This is a genomic window from Burkholderia sp. A2 (assembly GCF_001729305.1).
In the GTDB taxonomy this organism is placed as follows: Bacteria; Pseudomonadota; Gammaproteobacteria; order Burkholderiales; family Burkholderiaceae; genus Burkholderia; species Burkholderia sola.
The window spans coordinates 284,168-299,395 of record NZ_LZXX01000105.1; the positions used below are offsets into that span (position 1 = coordinate 284,168).

The window sequence follows — 15,228 nt, forward strand, 5'->3', positions numbered from 1 at the left end:
GCCGTCATGCAATGGATTACGCGACAACGTCCGAAAATCGACCGGGTAGCGTGCCCCTGGCTCATTGCCCGTTTTATCGACGAGACGCCCGAATTTCTGTATGTCCCGCCGGGCGACGTGCTGCGGATCGCCGACGAGACCGGCGCGATTCCGTACGACATTCCGGGGGTGGAATTGACGCACGTCGGCGAGCAATGCAGCTTCGACGCGTTTCTCGACAAGTATGGTCTGGCTGACGATCGGGCGTTGCAGCACATGGCCCGCATCATTCGCGGCGCGGATACGTCGCGGCTCGACCTGACGCCGCAGTCGAGCGGCCTTTATGCGATTTCGCTCGGACTGTCGGACATGTTTGCCGACGATCACGCGATGTTGGAGCACGGTCTCGTCATGTACGACGCGCTGTATGCGTGGTGCAGGCATTGTCAGGCCGAAGGCCATGCGTGGCCGCCGAGGATGGCGGAGTGACGACGCGGAGAACGGGGGGATTCGTCGAACCGTCCGGCTCCGTCGACAGATGAAAAAATGCCCGCGATGCGCGGGCATTTCGTCAACAGTTGCCTTTCTTGGCCTGTCCCGGCGGACAGAATCCATTCCCCGGCCCGCCTTGCGGCGCGACCACGACCGGTGGGCCCGGAACATAGGCGACGCACCCGCCGAGCGCGCCGACCATGCTCGCCGCTGCGAGCACTGCGATTACCCCTTTTTTCACTTCGTTCTCCCGTTGATAGGAAAGGGCCGTTCGGCCCTTTCGATGATGCGGTCAGCGCGTCAGAAACTGAAGTTGACGTTGGACTGACTGGTCGTTGCGTTGACGTTCGCCGACTGGGTCGCGCCCGATGCCGCGTCGGCCTCGATCGTATATTGGCCCGCGGCGGCCGGCGCTGCGGCCAGCGCGACCGGCAGCGAGCCCGAGTAAGTGCCGACGATCGGTGCAGCCGCGGGCACGGACAGCGCATAGGCGCCGGTGTCCATGTTCGCGTTGATCGACGTGATCTCGTAGGCGTTCGCGTCGATCGTCTGCAGCGCGCGCACGAAGGCGTTCGCGCTGGCCGTGACCGTACCGCTGACGGTGCTCATCGTCGAGGCCGGCAGCGTGATCGGTGCGCTCGACGCCGACACCGCCGTGGTCGTGTTCACGACCACCGGAACCGAGCGGACGATGCCCGACGCGAAGTTGTTCTGCACGATCACGACATCGTAGTTGCCCTGCGTCGAGCTCTGGATCAGCGGCGACAGCACGAACTTCCCGGAACTGTCGGCCACCGTGCCGCGGACGACCTTGCCGCCTTGTTCGGCATAGACGGTCGCGCCGGCTTCGGCGGATGCGACGTAACCAGAGATCGCGCCGCTCACGACGGTCGGGATCGCGGTGACGACGGGTTTCAGTGCGTACGAGCCGTTGCCGCGCTGGACGATCGACTTGCATGCGTTGAAGTCGAGCACGAGATCGACGAGCGTGTTGGGCTGGACCGTGAACGGCTGGATGATCTTGTAGCCGCTTTGGGTCGCGCTCGGCGTGGCGAGCGCCTGCTCCGTGCCGCCCGTCGGGACGACCGAGTTGGCGAGGTTGTTGCCCTGGTTCTGCGCGAGCACCAGCCGGACTTGCTGATACTGGCCGGCTGGCAGTGCGGTCTGGCCGAGATCGGCGAGCACGCCGTTGGTCAGCGACAGCAGGTCGATCTTCTGCGGCGTCGCGAGGGAAACGGTCGACCAGCCGGCGTCGTTATCATTGGCGTTCGGGTTGGCGTTGACGCGGACTTGCGAGACGGTGACGTACACGTGGTCGAAGCCGCACGATGGCGCATCCGTCATTGCGACGTGCAGCGTGCCGGTTTGCGTGCCGCCACCGTCGTCGCCGCCGCCGCAACCGGCGAGAATGAATGGTACGAAGGCAGCGCACAGGGCGCTCTTGATCAGGTTGTTCATATGTCACCCCCAGTGGGATCGTTATTGTGGGTGACGGAAGAATAGCCGGGCCGCAGCTCACTATCTGGGTAACTTTGAAACGAACGGTAACTATTTGTTCGATCGGTAAATCTTGGCCGGCATGGATGTCGCTTCGGCGCACGCCGGGCGGGCGGCGAAGGCGATTGCGTCGTACGGCGCAATCCCTTTCGTCATACGTTATCGCCAGCTTTGCCGGCTGTAACACTGAGTTGTCGGTAAGGGAGGGCCCTTCGTGACGGCAATCTGGCAAGATGCGTCCACCGACTGGAGACAGGGTATCCCATGCACATCGCGATCGTAACCTTCCAGGGCTTCAACGAGCTCGACTCGCTCATTGCGCTTGGCGTGCTCAATCGGATCAGGAAGCCCGGCTGGCGGGTCACCCTCTGTTGCCCCGAGCCTGCCGTCACGTCGATGAACGGGGTCACCGTGCATGCGCAGTCGACGTTGGCGGACGCTTGCGCGGCCGATGCCGTCATCATCGGGAGCGGTATTCAAACCCGGGAAATCGTCAACGACACGGCGCTGATGGCGCAGTTGAAGTTGTTGGACCCCGCGCGCCAGCTCATCGGCGCGCAATGCTCGGGCACGTTGGTTCTGGCGAAGCTCGGTTTGCTCGGCAAAATCCCGGCGTGCACCGATCTCACGACCAAACCGTGGGTGATCGAGGCGGGCGTCGACGTCCTGAATCAGCCGTTCTTTGCTCAAGGTAACGTCGCCACGGCGGGTGGCTGCTTTGCTTCTCAATATCTGGCCGCGTGGCTCATTGCGCGGCTGGAAGGTGAGGACGCCGCGCGCGGCGCGCTGCACTACGTCGCGCCAGTCGGGGAGAAGGACGAGTATGTTTCCCGCGCGCTGGCGAACCTCAAACCCTACTTGCCCTAGCTCGACAGTCAATCCATCGCGGCGAGCCGCGACCGGCGAACTGACGGGCCGCCGTGGCGTTCGTCACCGGCGTCGTCTCCAGCACGGGTTCACGCGAATCGCGCTCGATGGAGCGTGCCTCGCCGTTAGCCCGGACCATCGCTCGCGGCCGCGAGAAGCGGCACGACCAGATCGCTGATCGGCGTCGGAATGCCGTGCGTTCGTCCGTATCGCTGTATGACGCCATTCCGGCAGTCCCATTCGAGCGGACGGTTGCCCTGCCGGTCGGCAAGAATCGACGTCCCCAAATCGGGCGGAAAGCCGTGGAATCCGTCGACGATCTCCTGCGGCACTTCATCGCCCAGCTTCGCACCCTCCGCACGCGCGACCTCGAGACATTCCCGCAAGTACGCGAGCGACAGGTCGGTGATGTCGCTTCGCGCGAACATGCCGGCGCGGCGACCGGTCAGTACCATGAGCCCCGCCACGGCGTTCTGCAACAGCTTTCGCCACGCGAGCGAGATGAAATCCTCCGCCACCTCGGGCGAGCACCGCGTGCCGCGCAAAGCCGAGACCACCACGTCGCTCGCCGGCGTATCGGGCAGGGTGAGCCGGGGCTTGCCCCGCAGCCACACCGACGTGCCCGATTCGCGTTGCGCGGGAAACCAGACGACCGACGGCACGATCGTGGCGCCGGCCGCGTACGGTGCGAAGGCGGCTTTCTGCTCGACGCCGTTTTGCAGCACGCAGACGACGGTATTCGCGTCGCATAGCGCGGAGACCCACGGTGCCGCGCTCGCGATCTGCGTCGACTTGACCGCAACGAACACGAGATCGAACCGGTCGTGGACGGCTTGCGGATCGGTCAGCACGGGCCCGGGCACGACGATCTCGCCGCCGTCGAAGCGCAACGTCAACTGCTCGTGCGCCGAGCGGCCGCAGATTACCGGCGTGCGGCCGGCTTCATGAAGGGCCGCGGCGACGGTCGTTCCGATTGCGCCGGGACCGACGAGGGCGACGCTCGGGTAGTCAGGCTTCGTCATGGCGTTCATCCTGTGAGTGGTCTGTCAGATGCGGGCGCAGTGCGAGCGCGAGCGGAAAAATCGCCAGCGCGGTCAACGCGGTCGCATACGTGGCGCCGTGCACACCGATCCTGTCGCCCAGGAAACCGTAGAGAACGGGCGAGATCGCGCCCGATGCGATCGTCCCGGTATAGAAAATCGCGAATGCGCGCTCGGTGCGCTCGGGTGCGGACATCTCCGGGACGGTTCCGTACAGTACCGACGACGTGCCGTTGAGCATCATGCCCAGAATCGGCAGCAGCACCATGGTAAGCGTCAACGGAAGATATATCACCGCGACGATGCACGCCGCCGTACCGCCCTCGGTGAGCAGCACCGTCCTCACCGTCCCCATGCGCGCGCCGAGCCAGCCGCACGTGAATTTGCCGGCCGCACCGCCAATGAAAACGAGTGCAAGCGCCGTTCCCAGCAGTTGCGGCGAAACGCCCTTTGCCTTCAGCAGGAAAGGCAGGAAGGTAAGCAGTCCCATGCGTACGGCCGTATCGAGCACGCCGATGGAAAACAGCGCGGAGAATCCGCTTCCGCCGGTGCCACTGTGTCGAGCGGACGTTTGCTCTTTTGCCGTTGCCTGCGCGGCGGCGCGGGGCACGGCGGGAAACCAGAGCGCGATGCCGGCGGCTACGACGCAGCCCAGCCCGGCGACGATCCATAGCGCATGACGCCACGGCATCATGGTCACGAGCAGCGAAATGGCGGCCGGCAGCGCGGATTTCCCCAGATCGCCGGAAAAGTTGTAGATGCTCAGCGGGCCTCTCGCGTCGCGCCCGTAGACACGGGAGACGGCGCCCGACGCGATCGGATGCTGCGTGCTGGAGCCGCCGCCCGAGATCGCGAGCGCGACGCCCAACCCGAGCAGCCCACCCGACATGCCCGCGATCGCATAGCCGAGCGCGGCGAGCAGCGTACCGATTGCGAGCGTCGCGCCGCTGCCCAGACGTTGCGCGACACGCCCCGCGGACAACTGCAGCGTCGCCATCGTGCCCGCATAGACGCCGCGCAGGATAGCCAGGGCCGCAAAGTCGAGCCCGAATTCCGACTGCCACACGGGTAGCAGCGCGTAGATCATGTCCGTATAGCCATCGTGTATGGCGTGCGCAACGCAGGATAGCCACAGCACGCGCGGCCTCGACGGTGCAGTTTCCCGCACGACGGGAGGGGAAAAAACGGGCAAGCGCATTGTCATTCTCTCCGTACGAGCGGTGAATGAAAGGCGCTCGCGGTATGGTTTTCAGGCTCGACGCGTCAATTCTATGACCGGGGCGCCACCCATTTCAATTGAGCTAAAATCCCGTCAACAGAGAGAAAAAGTCACGTCATGGACGAAAGCCGAGGTACTTCGAAGCACCGGGACGAGTTGCCTCCGCTCAATGCGCTGCGCGCTTTCGATGCGGTCGCGCGGCACGGCAGCTTCGCCGGGGCCGCGGCGGAACTGCATGTCACCCACTGGGCCGTCGGAAAACAGATCAGGTTGCTGGAAGACTGGTTCGGCCTGCCGTTGTTCGACCGCCGTCCGCGTGGCGTCGTGCTGACCGACGAAGGAGCCGCGTTGCTGAACGACGTCAGCCACGCGTTCGAGCGCCTCGGTACCGCGGTGGTGCGGCTGCGCCACAACCCGTTCGCGCACCGGATATCGGGCGTCGTGCGGGTGAATGTGCCGATGAGCTTTGCGCTGTGCTGGCTGCTGCCGCGGCTCGCCGATTTCCATTCGCGGTACCCCGACATCGACGTCAGGGTATCGACGACGTCGCGCAAGCTGCGCTATGTCGCCGACGCTTTCGATATCGGCGTCCGCTCCGGTCCCGAGCAAGGCGCGGGCGTCGTCTCGCGTCCGTTGATGCCCGACCCGCGTGTGCCGGCTTGCAATCCCGCCGTGCTGCGCCGGCATCCGATACAGAGCGTGACCGATCTGCGTCATCACACGCTGCTGCATTCGGCCACGACGCGTGCCGCGTGGTCGCACTGGTTGAAGGAAGCGGGCGCGCCCGATCTGCGAGCGGCGCGCCATGTCGAATTCGATCACGTGAATCTTCAGCTTGGCGCGGCGATCGAGGGGCTCGGCGTGGCGCTGGCATCGCTGCCGCTGATCGGGCGCGATCTTGCCGAAGGGCGCCTCGTGTGTCCCATCGCATCGCCCGTCTGGCGTGCGGACGACTACATGCTGGTGACGAATGCCGATCGCGCCGACGATGCGGCCGTGTCCGCGTTCGAGGCGTGGATGGAAGGCATGGCGAGTCAGGAAGGCGGCTAGGTTCGCCGATCAGGCCGGGCGAGGTACGACACCGGAGCCATGCCGCCATTGCTCCGGTGTTGCGAGCCGGCGATCAGAAGCCGTGGAACATGCCGATGTTGACCTGAACCTGGTTGCCGCCCGACGAGGTGTTGCCGAAGTCCGCAGCGGAAGCCTGCGCACCCTTCGCATGCACGTAGGCGCCCATCGCATACAGCGCGGTGCTCTTCGACAGCGAGTACGTTGCACCCAATGACACCTGGTTGATCGAGGCCATCGTGCGACCTTCGGCGGCTTGCGTGGGCGTGGCTGCGGAACCGTAGACATACGTGTAGCCGGTCGCCAGCGACAGTGCCGGCGTGACGCGGTACTGCAGCAGCGCACCGAGCACGTTGAAGTGGATCGACGGCTGGCCGTCGTTGCCCTTGTACTGGGCGTTCGAGTAGCGCAGGCCGGCCGTATACGGCCCCACCTCGTATTGCGCGGCGACTTGCGCGATGCCCGCGCTCTTGAATGCATTGCCGCCGTTGTAGCCCGAACTCGGATAGCCGAGCGCGCCACCGAAGCTCGGTTGCGCCGTTGCGTTCAACCATCCGTTCTCGCCCTGGTTGGCCGCACGGAAGTAGCCGCCGGCGACCGTCAGGCCACCTTGAGCGTAGGTCGCGGCCGCCGACCACGATTGCCCCGAACCCGTTGCACCGGCCACGCCGCCGAACGAGTACGCGGCTTCGGCCTGGAAGCCGTGGATGATCGGCGAAATGTACTTCACCGCGTTGTTCTGGTTCGTCGTGTTGTCGTTGTTGTCGACGTCGCCCGGCGTCGAGAAGGTCGACGCCGAAATGGCGTCACCCGTCAGGACCTGAACCATTTCCGTCACGGCGTCGAGTTGGCGCCCCATGCGCAACGCGCCGTACTGATTGGACGCAAGGCCCACGTAAGCCTGGCGGTTGAACAGCGAACGCGTGGAACCGATCGGCCCCTGGCCGCCTATGCCGCCTGTCCCGATGTTGAAACCATTCTCGATCTTGAATACCGCCTGGAGGCCGCCACCGAGATCCTCCTGCCCTCTGAGGCCCCACTTGTTCGAACCCGCGGCGCCGCCATCGAGGCCGTACCTGCTGTGGCCGTTGATGTTCGACGTGTAACCGATACCTGCATCGAGCATGCCATACAGGGTGATCGACGACTGTGCCATTGCTGCCGAAGATGCTGCGAAGGCGGCAACAGCGATAACGCTGATGTTGATTTTTTTGTTTTTCATCTGCATTTCACGGTCAGGAGTAGTTTCGGGATGGGGTGAAACGGCCTTTGTCGTATCCGGATGCAGCGGACGGTGCATGGCCTGCGCGTCGTCTCGGTCGCGATGGCCGCCGTCATGTTCGCCAAATCGGCATGCGAGATCAGCTCACTTCGTGGTCCTTACAATTTCCCTTGCTCGGTTGTCGCATCGGCCATCCTTATGGACTGGCCAAGCGTCCGGTTCAGCCGCTGGCGGCGGGCGCCAATACGGCCTGGCCGCACTTTGCAAGTGCAAAGACCATATCAGGAACATAAATTCTGGTCAAAATTTGTTTGATATAAGTTAATCTCGTCTGATTGCGGGGCGTCTTACGGGATTTCCCTTACAAGCGCCGGCACGAAGGCGACGTGTTATCGCGATCCGCGCCGTCACGCTGATGATCTCGACCACGGCAAGCGAATTCGGATTGGGTGGGGTGGGGGAGCAATCACCGGCTTCAAGAGGCCGGCCACGACGGGCGACGATCAGGCAATACCGGTTGTAATCGTTCCATTTATTCCCGGATTGCAGTAATCGAAACAGAAAAGGCGATTGTTGAGTATCTGTTCGTATTGGCCGCCAGCGGGTTTTTCACATGTCGCAGTGCGTCGGAGGGGTTTTACGCGGGCGAACCGGCTCATGCGGACGCCGGGCGAACCGGTTTTCCGGGTCGGCAGCCAGCGCCTGACATCGGCCTCCGATTCCAATCGAACGTCAATCGCGGACGAAACTCAGCATTCGATCCGGCGTTGCATTAAATAGAATTTCATGTCGTCGCGGCCATGCATTGAAATCGGTATCGGGTCCCGCTCAAAGCCGAGCATTTCATAGAATGGATATGCCGATTCGCGCGCCGTGCACCAGAGCAGGACGCCACGCTGTTCGCGCACATGGCGAATGGACAGATTGACCAGCAGGCGTCCGAATCCCAGGCCGCGTACCGACGGATCGACGGCCATGCCGCGAAGGCGCCACATTTCAGTGTTCAAAGCGCCGGATTGTGCTTCTTTACACACCGATGCCACTGCAACGATCCTGTCGTTGTCACGAACGGCAAAGTGCATCGTCGTGGGGGCGTGATCTCCGTGTAACGCGCTTCCCTCTTCATCTCCAGCCATCAGGATTGCGGCTCTGAGGGGATAGGTTTCTTCCGCACGGACGGCACAGATGGTAAAGCGCACATCTTGTGAAGTCATATAATTATCGGCTCTCTTCGTAACGCGGATTTTCTTCCAATTCTCTTTCGGCATACCCACTCGCAAAATTAGCAGTTGCCGGGCATGGCGAGTAAGGGTAATTTCCTACCTGTTTCTTTTTTTGAATCATACGCTAACTGCGATCACAGATGACGTTGAAAGTATCGACAGATGCAGAACTGGCCTACGACGAGATCCGATCGAGGATCTTTGACGGCCGTCTTGCGCCTGGGCAGAAAGTATCTCACCGAGGCCTGTCGGACGAACTGGGTTTCGGCCAGATGCCGGTGCGCAGCGCATTGCATTTGCTCGAATCCGAAGGGCTGGTCGTCGTGGTCGAAAAGAGTGGCACCTATGTCGCGTCGCCGACTACCAGCGATCTTCGCGAAATTTTTGAAATGCGGCTGGCCCTCGAGAGTACCGCAGCGTTTCTTGCAGCGAAGTCGGGCGTAACGGCGGGCCTTCGCGAGGCCGCGGCAAAAATGCAGGAGCTGATCGAACGGGACGTCGCGGACATCATGCTCGAGCAACGTATCGGTTGGGTGTTTCATCAAGAGTTGTTTGCTGCCGCACGGAACGTCCGGATCTCGTCGGCGTATGGTTTATTGCGGGCCCAGACCTTGGCCCTGAACGAACTCCCGCGTGGCGACGCGGAAACCGTTCGGCGCGGCACGATCGAGCACCTGCACATCTTTCACGCAATCGAAGCGAACGACGGCGAGCTTGCGCGTCAGCATATGTGGAATCACATCGTTGACGGCACGCCGGCACGGATAAAACTGCTAAAGGCACGGCATGAACACGAAAAATAAAGGGCTTTCCCTCCCGATGCAAATGTTTGGCGGACTTGTGCTGGGCGTCGCTTGCGGCGTGTTCGCGCCGGGCTTCGCCGCGAAGCTGGGCTTTCTCAGCACGATGTTCGGCCACGCGATCAAGATGGTCGTCATGCCGCTGATCTTCCTGTCGGTCACGGTCGGGGTCTTTCGCGCGGGCCGGCTGCGTGAGCGGCTCGGAAAGGTCGCGCTGTCCAGTATCGGCTTCTTCGTTCTTATGACCGGCCTGGCTGCCTCGTGCGGCCTGCTGCTCAACTTTGCATTTCGACCGGGGCTCGGGGCGAGCCTGACTCACTCTGGATCGATGCCCGCCGCGCTCGCGTCCAGCATCGACTGGACGAAATTCCTGGTCGATTTGATCCCCGCCAACATCGTCGCTGCGCTTGCCGCGGGGAATTCGCTCCCGGTGCTCGTTTTCGGCGTCATTTTCGGCGCCGCATTGTCGGCCGCCCCGGAGCGTGCCGAGCCTGCGATTGCCGTTTTCGAGGCGCTGCTGTCGGGGCTGTTCAAGATGATCCAGTGGGTGATCGCCTGGTCGCCGCTCGCGATCTTCGCCGCGATCGCGCAGCTGTTGTCAGCGAAGGGCTTTACAGGCGCGCACTCGCTCATCGAACTGCTGGGCGTGGCCTATCTCGGCATGGCGATTCTGGCGGTGGTGCTCACCATCGTCATTCGCGTCGCCGGTCAGTCGCCGCTCGCCGTGCTGAGAAAGGTGAAGGAACCGCTGATCCTGGGGTTCACGACACGTTCGTCCGAAATTACCTACCCGTTGCATCTGAAGAAGCTGGTTGAACTGGGCGTGCCCTACGGCGTGGCGTCCACGATCTTGCCGCTTGCCTATATTTTCAATCGCGACGGCGCGGTCCTCTACACGGCCCTCGCGGTCGGGTATCTGGCCGACGCCTATCACCTCGTCTGGTCCTGGCCGCTGGTGATCACGATCTTGATTTTGACGATCGTCACCATCGACGGAGCAGCCAACGTGCCGTCCGGCGCGATCGTCGCGATCACCATCGTTCTCACGTCGATCGGGTTGCCTGCCGATGCGGTGCTGCTGCTGCTGGGCGTCGACGCCTTTTTCGACATGGGGAGAACCGCCCTCAACGTCTACGGAAGCACGGCGGCCGCCGCCGTGGCGGTGAAGCTTTCCGGTTCGGAGAGTACGGCCGCGGAAACCGTGACGGGGCGGGCAAGCGTGTAGAGGCTCCGGAAGCGACGGGCGGTGCGCGTTTCCATGTTGCGCCCGCCTGTTGCAAGGCGCTGGCGTATGTCCACTCGAGCATCCAGGCACGGCGACGAGAGGACATTGGATGAGCGAGCGTCTTCATCAAGTTACAGTGAGTAGAACGACGTATCGTTGCAGGAGAAACATGATGATTGGTTCAGAATCCGCAGATTTTTTCATGCTGCGTTTGGGCACGCCGCATCCGTCGTGGACATTCACCGATGACAGCAACATGATCGGCATTGTCGATTGCGACGGGGTGGTGAGCGCCATGTTCGAGCTGGATCGCAACCAGGTCGCACAGATCAGAGGGCTGGGCCAATCGGTGGGGAGAATCAGGTGTACTTGCGAGCGCGCCGGCCGGGAGCTGCACTTTTATCTCCATGGCAGACAGGTGTCTCAAGGACTGTGGGCCGGCGTCGCGTCGGCCGATCCCGACTATCTGCCGACCGATGCGATGATCGCAACATGGGAAGGGCCGACTCCCGGCGAGGCGTTCGAGCTTGCGGGCGTGAGCGCTCGCCTGGCAGCATCCGTTAGCCCGGCCTGAACTGCGATCACAGATTGTTGCGCGGGGTCGAGCCGGGCGTCCCGATTTTCGGGGCAGGTCGTTGGCCGTCCCCGTCCGTTGGTACACGTACGCCGTTCAATGTATGCGGTTCTGGCACACTCAACCTCGGATCGCCAGAACCTTTTGCTGGCCAGCTCACTGGCCAGCGTTTTTTATTCGTTGAGCCGATCGCGTCGGCTCGCTTGCTTCGCGCGCGCCGATCGAGGAGAGGCGTGCCGCCGAAGTCCGTGTTGAGCGAAGATGTCCGGAGTCAGTTCATGCAAGCGCAAGGCATCGAGGCGCGCTGACGAGATCACGCGTTTTCGACGCCCGGCGGCGCGCCTGGCCGGGCCGAGCGCTTGCTTCCTCCCGCATCTCGTCAGCCAGTGACGACGGCCCCGACCTTCTTCCCCGTCACGCTGTACATCGTGCCCGTGCATCAGCGGAGGGGCATCGGCGCCGCCGTGCTGCGCGAGATCCTGGCCGACGCCGACGAACATCGAATGCCCGTTCGCGTCGGCGCATTGCGCGGCAGCGATTCGAACCGCTTCTGCGAACGGCACGGCTTCGTGCAAACCGACGAAGCGGAACGGGACATCTACTCCCGGCGCGAACCGGGCGCGGCAACGACGCAGCATTCGCGTGATGCATTCCGGTTGAAATCGACACGCGCGCATTAGCGTTTCCACCAATGCGGAAAACGCGGCCCCGGCCGATGTTGCAGAGAGGGCGTAAATAATTGATCCGAGGCCGATTATGACGACATCTGCAACAAACGGCGTGAACGCCGTGCCGCCCGAAACGTCCGACACCGCAGCGGCATCCGGCGACGCAACCCGCGTACCGTCGATCCTGCTGGTCGACGACGAACCGAACGTGCTGTCCGCGCTCAGGCGCGTGTTCCGGCCCACCGGCTACGACATCGTGACCGCCGACAGCGGCGAGGCCGCGCTCGAGATTTTGGCGTCGACGGAAATCGACCTGATCGTGTCCGACATGCGGATGCCGCACATGAGCGGCGCGGAATTCCTGGCGCGCGCGCGGGAGCTGTACCCGGACACGATGCGCATTCTGCTGACCGGCTATGCGGAGATCGCGTCGGTCATGCAGGCCGTCAACGAAGGCGGCGTGTATCGCTACCTGAACAAGCCGTGGGACGATCACGACCTGCTGCTGACCATCGAGCACGCGCTGGAGCAGCGCCGTCTGCGCCGCGAAGCGGCCCGGCTGGCGGCGCTGACGGAAGCGCAGAACGAAGCGCTGCGCCGTTTCAATACGGATCTCGAAACGCAGGTTCGTGCGCGAACGGAGGAGCTCGGCCAGACGGTGATGTTCCTCGAAGCGGCGCAGAGCGACCTGAAAAGCAGCTTCACGGCGATGGTTCAGGTGTGCGCAAGCATGATCGAGCTGCGCTGCGGGGCCGCGAGCGGGCATGCGATGCGGGTCGGCGAGATCGCGCGCCGGCTCGCGCTTGCCGCCGGGATGAGCGAACTGCATGCGCAGGACGTCTATTTCGCGGGACTGTTGCATGGTATCGGCAAGCTGTCGCTGCCGGACGAATTGCTGCGCAAGCCGCTCTCGCGGATGACGACGGACGAGCACCGCGTGTTCCAGGAGCATCCGCTGCGCGCGCAGATGGTGCTGACGCCGGTCGCCCAGTTGCACAAGGTCGCGTCGATCGTGCTGCACCAGTACGAGCGCTTCAATGGTCGCGGCACGCCGGACGGTCTGGTCGGCGACGCGATCCCGGTCGGATCGCGGATCGTCGCGATCGCGCGCGATTTCGAAGGGCTGCGCCACGGCGAAATCGGTGCGCCGCATTCGATCGAGCAGGCGATCGACGTGTTGCACTCGCAAGCAGGCGTGCGTTACGACCCGCAACTGGTCGCACGCTTCGTCGAGTTGATGCGGGATCCGGAGAGTCTCGGCATCGCGGCGTCCGTCGCCGAAATCCGGTCGGCTCAACTGCGCGAAGGGATGGAACTCGCCGACGATCTACGCACGCATCGCGGCGTGTTGTTGATGACGAAAGGCAGCGTGATGTCCGCGCACCAGATCGAACTCGTGCGCCGCTTCGAAACGCGGGAGGGCACGCCGTTCGACATTCTCGTGCTGGCCCGTTCGGCGGGGCAGACGCACGCTCCCAACGCAGGCGCGCCGCCGGCCTGACGTCGAACGTCGGCCCGATGGCCGCGGTGCGCGCGACTGCCCGTACCGCGGCGATGCAATCAACCCGTTCCGGGCGTCCGATCATGCATGGCATCTACAACCTTCCGCTCGTCCTGCTGTCGCTCGCGATCGCGACGCTGGCCTCCTATACGACGCTCGACCTCGCCGCATTCATTTCGCTGCTCGACAATCCGAAGTTGAAGCGCGCATGGTTGGGCGGCGGCGCGGCGGCGATGGGCACCGGCATCTGGTCGATGCATTTCGTCGGCATGCTCGCGTTTTCGTTGCCGGTGCCGCTCGGCTACGCATGGCGGGAAACCGGCGCTTCGCTCGCGATCGCGGTGCTCGTATCGTATTTCGCGCTGAATGTCGTCACGCGCGCACGGCTGGGCTGGCGGCGGCTGTGCGCGGGCGGTGTGCTGATGGGCGGGGGGATCGCCGGCATGCACTACACCGGGATGGCCGCGATGCACATGCAGCCCGGCATTCGCTACGATGCCGCGCTGTTCGCCGCGTCGATCGGCATCGCGGTGATCGCGTCGACCGCCGCGCTGTGGATCGCGCAGGCGCTGCGCATGCAGCAGGCACGCTACGCGACCGCGCAACGCATCGGCGCGGCCGTCATCATGGGCATCGCGATTACCGGCATGCACTACACGGCGATGGCGGCCGCGCATTTCGCGCCGGATGCGCGGTGCGGCGCCGCGAACGGCGTCGACGCGCCGTGGCTCGCGACGACGGTCGCGTTGTTCACGATGGCGACGCTGGTCGTCACGCTGCTGGTGTGCCGTTTCGATGCGCGCACAACGTTCCTGCGCGGGATGACCGACACGCTCGAACGGCTCGTGCGGTTGCGAACCGGCGAACTCGAACGCGCATTGCATCGCTACGAGCAGACGACGCAGATGCTGCAACGCACGCGCGAGAACATGGCGACCGAGATCGACGAACGCAAGGCCGCGCACGCGCTGCTCGAACAGGAGAAGGACGAACAGCGGCGCCTGCTGCATGCGCTCGAGGAAACGCACGAGCAATTGCTGCAGTCGGAAAAGCTCGCGTCGATCGGCCAGCTCGCGGCCGGCGTCGCGCACGAGATCAACAATCCGATCGGCTTCGTCAGCGCCAACCTCAATACGTTGAAGACGTGGGTGCGCAGCCTGCTCGACGTGGTCGCAGCGCATGAGGCCACGCTGCCGCAGCTCGATCCGGCCACCCGCGACGCGCTGGCGGCCGTGCACCGTGCCGCGGATCTCGACTACGTCCGCGACGAGATCGCGATGCTGATCGACGAATCGATCGACGGCGCGCTGCGCGTGCGGCGCATCGTGCAGGATTTGCGCGATTTCTCGCGCCCGGCCAGCGATGAATGGAGCGTGGTCGATCTGCATGCGGGCCTCGAGAGCACGCTCAACGTCGTCCATAACGAGCTCAAGTACAAGGCCGACATCGTGCGCGATTACGGCGATGTCCCGCAGGTCGAATGCCTGCCATCGCAGTTGAACCAGGTCTTCATGAACCTGCTCGTCAACGCGGCGCAGGCGATTCCGGAGCGCGGCGTGATCACGATCCGTACGTCGAGCGACGGCGATCAGGTATCGATCGCGATCAGCGACACCGGCGCCGGCATGACGCCCGACGTCGTCCGGCGGATCTTCGATCCGTTCTTCACGACGAAACCGGTCGGGCAGGGCACGGGGCTCGGGCTGTCGGTATCGCACGGCATCGTCGAGCGTCATCGCGGCACCATCGACGTGACCAGCGAGCCGGGGCGCGGCACGACCTTCCGGATACGGTTGCCGGTTCGGCGTGCCGGCGATCGCGCGAATGCGGCGGCGCTGGAGCAACGGGCATGA

At 63.8% G+C, this 15,228-nt stretch carries 13 protein-coding genes and 1 pseudogene; 9 read left to right on the plus strand and 5 right to left on the minus strand.

All coding sequences use genetic code 11. The features are described from left to right. Positions 1-6 precede the first annotated feature (6 nt). Positions 7-468: a chromate resistance protein ChrB domain-containing protein gene (locus A9Z05_RS21760; RefSeq protein ID WP_069619880.1), complete on the plus strand. Its 462-nt coding sequence runs from the start codon at positions 7-9 to the stop codon at positions 466-468. Positions 469-771: 303 nt separating this feature from the next. Here the strand turns inward: A9Z05_RS21760 and A9Z05_RS21765 are convergent, their stop codons facing one another. After that, entirely contained in the window at positions 772-1,929 is a 1,158-nt protein-coding gene (locus A9Z05_RS21765; protein WP_069619881.1) for a DUF4382 domain-containing protein, read from the minus strand. A 303-nt stretch (positions 1,930-2,232) separates the two neighbouring features. On the opposite strand from A9Z05_RS21765, the gene A9Z05_RS21770 reads away from it, so the two are divergent. After that, positions 2,233-2,835: a DJ-1/PfpI family protein gene (locus A9Z05_RS21770; RefSeq protein WP_069619882.1), complete on the plus strand. Its 603-nt coding sequence runs from the start codon at positions 2,233-2,235 to the stop codon at positions 2,833-2,835. 125 nt (positions 2,836-2,960) lie between these two features. Here the strand turns inward: A9Z05_RS21770 and A9Z05_RS21775 are convergent, their stop codons facing one another. After that, positions 2,961-3,857 (minus strand): oxidoreductase, encoded by an 897-nt coding sequence (locus tag A9Z05_RS21775; RefSeq protein ID WP_069619883.1) that lies wholly within the window; start codon positions 3,855-3,857, stop codon positions 2,961-2,963. Continuing rightward, positions 3,844-5,073: an MFS transporter gene (locus A9Z05_RS21780; protein WP_069619884.1), complete on the minus strand. Its 1,230-nt coding sequence runs from the start codon at positions 5,071-5,073 to the stop codon at positions 3,844-3,846. Before A9Z05_RS21780 ends, A9Z05_RS21775 begins: the two co-directional genes overlap by 14 nt. 138 nt (positions 5,074-5,211) lie before the next feature. On the opposite strand from A9Z05_RS21780, the gene A9Z05_RS21785 reads away from it, so the two are divergent. Continuing rightward, entirely contained in the window at positions 5,212-6,144 is a 933-nt protein-coding gene (locus A9Z05_RS21785; RefSeq protein ID WP_069619885.1) for a LysR substrate-binding domain-containing protein, read from the plus strand. 73 nt (positions 6,145-6,217) lie between these two features. On the opposite strand, the gene A9Z05_RS21790 is transcribed toward A9Z05_RS21785, so the two are convergent. Further along, positions 6,218-7,384, minus strand: coding sequence for a porin (locus tag A9Z05_RS21790; protein WP_069620111.1), 1,167 nt, complete (start codon positions 7,382-7,384; stop codon positions 6,218-6,220). Between the two features lie 749 nt (positions 7,385-8,133). Further along, positions 8,134-8,598: a GNAT family N-acetyltransferase gene (locus tag A9Z05_RS21795; RefSeq protein ID WP_069619886.1), complete on the minus strand. Its 465-nt coding sequence runs from the start codon at positions 8,596-8,598 to the stop codon at positions 8,134-8,136. Between the two features lie 149 nt (positions 8,599-8,747). Here A9Z05_RS21795 and A9Z05_RS21800 point away from each other — a divergent pair, with 149 nt between their 5' ends. The 6 genes and pseudogenes from A9Z05_RS21800 (at position 8,748) to A9Z05_RS21825 (ending at position 15,228) form a co-directional block, all read left to right on the plus strand. Beyond that, on the plus strand, positions 8,748-9,410 hold the full coding sequence (locus A9Z05_RS21800; RefSeq protein WP_069619887.1) for a GntR family transcriptional regulator: 663 nt from the start codon (positions 8,748-8,750) through the stop codon (positions 9,408-9,410). Next, positions 9,394-10,632 (plus strand): dicarboxylate/amino acid:cation symporter, encoded by a 1,239-nt coding sequence (locus tag A9Z05_RS21805; protein WP_069619888.1) that lies wholly within the window; start codon positions 9,394-9,396, stop codon positions 10,630-10,632. Before A9Z05_RS21800 ends, A9Z05_RS21805 begins: the two co-directional genes overlap by 17 nt. 169 nt (positions 10,633-10,801) lie before the next feature. Continuing rightward, a complete protein-coding gene (locus A9Z05_RS21810) occupies positions 10,802-11,206 on the plus strand; it encodes a hypothetical protein (protein WP_069619889.1) in 405 nt (134 codons plus the stop codon). A gap of 419 nt (positions 11,207-11,625) precedes the next feature. Further along, a pseudogene (locus A9Z05_RS37945) lies at positions 11,626-11,886 on the plus strand (hypothetical protein); the annotation flags it as partial. Positions 11,887-11,962: 76 nt separating this feature from the next. Next, positions 11,963-13,375 (plus strand): HD domain-containing phosphohydrolase, encoded by a 1,413-nt coding sequence (locus A9Z05_RS21820; protein ID WP_069619890.1) that lies wholly within the window; start codon positions 11,963-11,965, stop codon positions 13,373-13,375. An 83-nt stretch (positions 13,376-13,458) separates the two neighbouring features. After that, positions 13,459-15,228: a histidine kinase gene (locus A9Z05_RS21825; protein ID WP_069620112.1), complete on the plus strand. Its 1,770-nt coding sequence runs from the start codon at positions 13,459-13,461 to the stop codon at positions 15,226-15,228.

Bases quoted from the DNA above. Each gene is read 5' to 3' on its own strand.
- A9Z05_RS21760 (WP_069619880.1), top strand. From the start codon at position 7: ATGCAATGGATTACGCGACAACGTCCGAAAATCGACCGGGTAGCGTGC.
- A9Z05_RS21765 (WP_069619881.1), bottom strand. From the start codon at position 1,929: ATGAACAACCTGATCAAGAGCGCCCTGTGCGCTGCCTTCGTACCATTC.
- A9Z05_RS21770 (WP_069619882.1), top strand. From the start codon at position 2,233: ATGCACATCGCGATCGTAACCTTCCAGGGCTTCAACGAGCTCGACTCG.
- A9Z05_RS21775 (WP_069619883.1), bottom strand. From the start codon at position 3,857: ATGACGAAGCCTGACTACCCGAGCGTCGCCCTCGTCGGTCCCGGCGCA.
- A9Z05_RS21780 (WP_069619884.1), bottom strand. From the start codon at position 5,073: ATGCGCTTGCCCGTTTTTTCCCCTCCCGTCGTGCGGGAAACTGCACCG.
- A9Z05_RS21785 (WP_069619885.1), top strand. From the start codon at position 5,212: ATGGACGAAAGCCGAGGTACTTCGAAGCACCGGGACGAGTTGCCTCCG.
- A9Z05_RS21790 (WP_069620111.1), bottom strand. From the start codon at position 7,384: ATGAAAAACAAAAAAATCAACATCAGCGTTATCGCTGTTGCCGCCTTC.
- A9Z05_RS21795 (WP_069619886.1), bottom strand. From the start codon at position 8,598: ATGACTTCACAAGATGTGCGCTTTACCATCTGTGCCGTCCGTGCGGAA.
- A9Z05_RS21800 (WP_069619887.1), top strand. From the start codon at position 8,748: ATGACGTTGAAAGTATCGACAGATGCAGAACTGGCCTACGACGAGATC.
- A9Z05_RS21805 (WP_069619888.1), top strand. From the start codon at position 9,394: ATGAACACGAAAAATAAAGGGCTTTCCCTCCCGATGCAAATGTTTGGC.
- A9Z05_RS21810 (WP_069619889.1), top strand. From the start codon at position 10,802: ATGATGATTGGTTCAGAATCCGCAGATTTTTTCATGCTGCGTTTGGGC.
- A9Z05_RS21820 (WP_069619890.1), top strand. From the start codon at position 11,963: ATGACGACATCTGCAACAAACGGCGTGAACGCCGTGCCGCCCGAAACG.
- A9Z05_RS21825 (WP_069620112.1), top strand. From the start codon at position 13,459: ATGCATGGCATCTACAACCTTCCGCTCGTCCTGCTGTCGCTCGCGATC.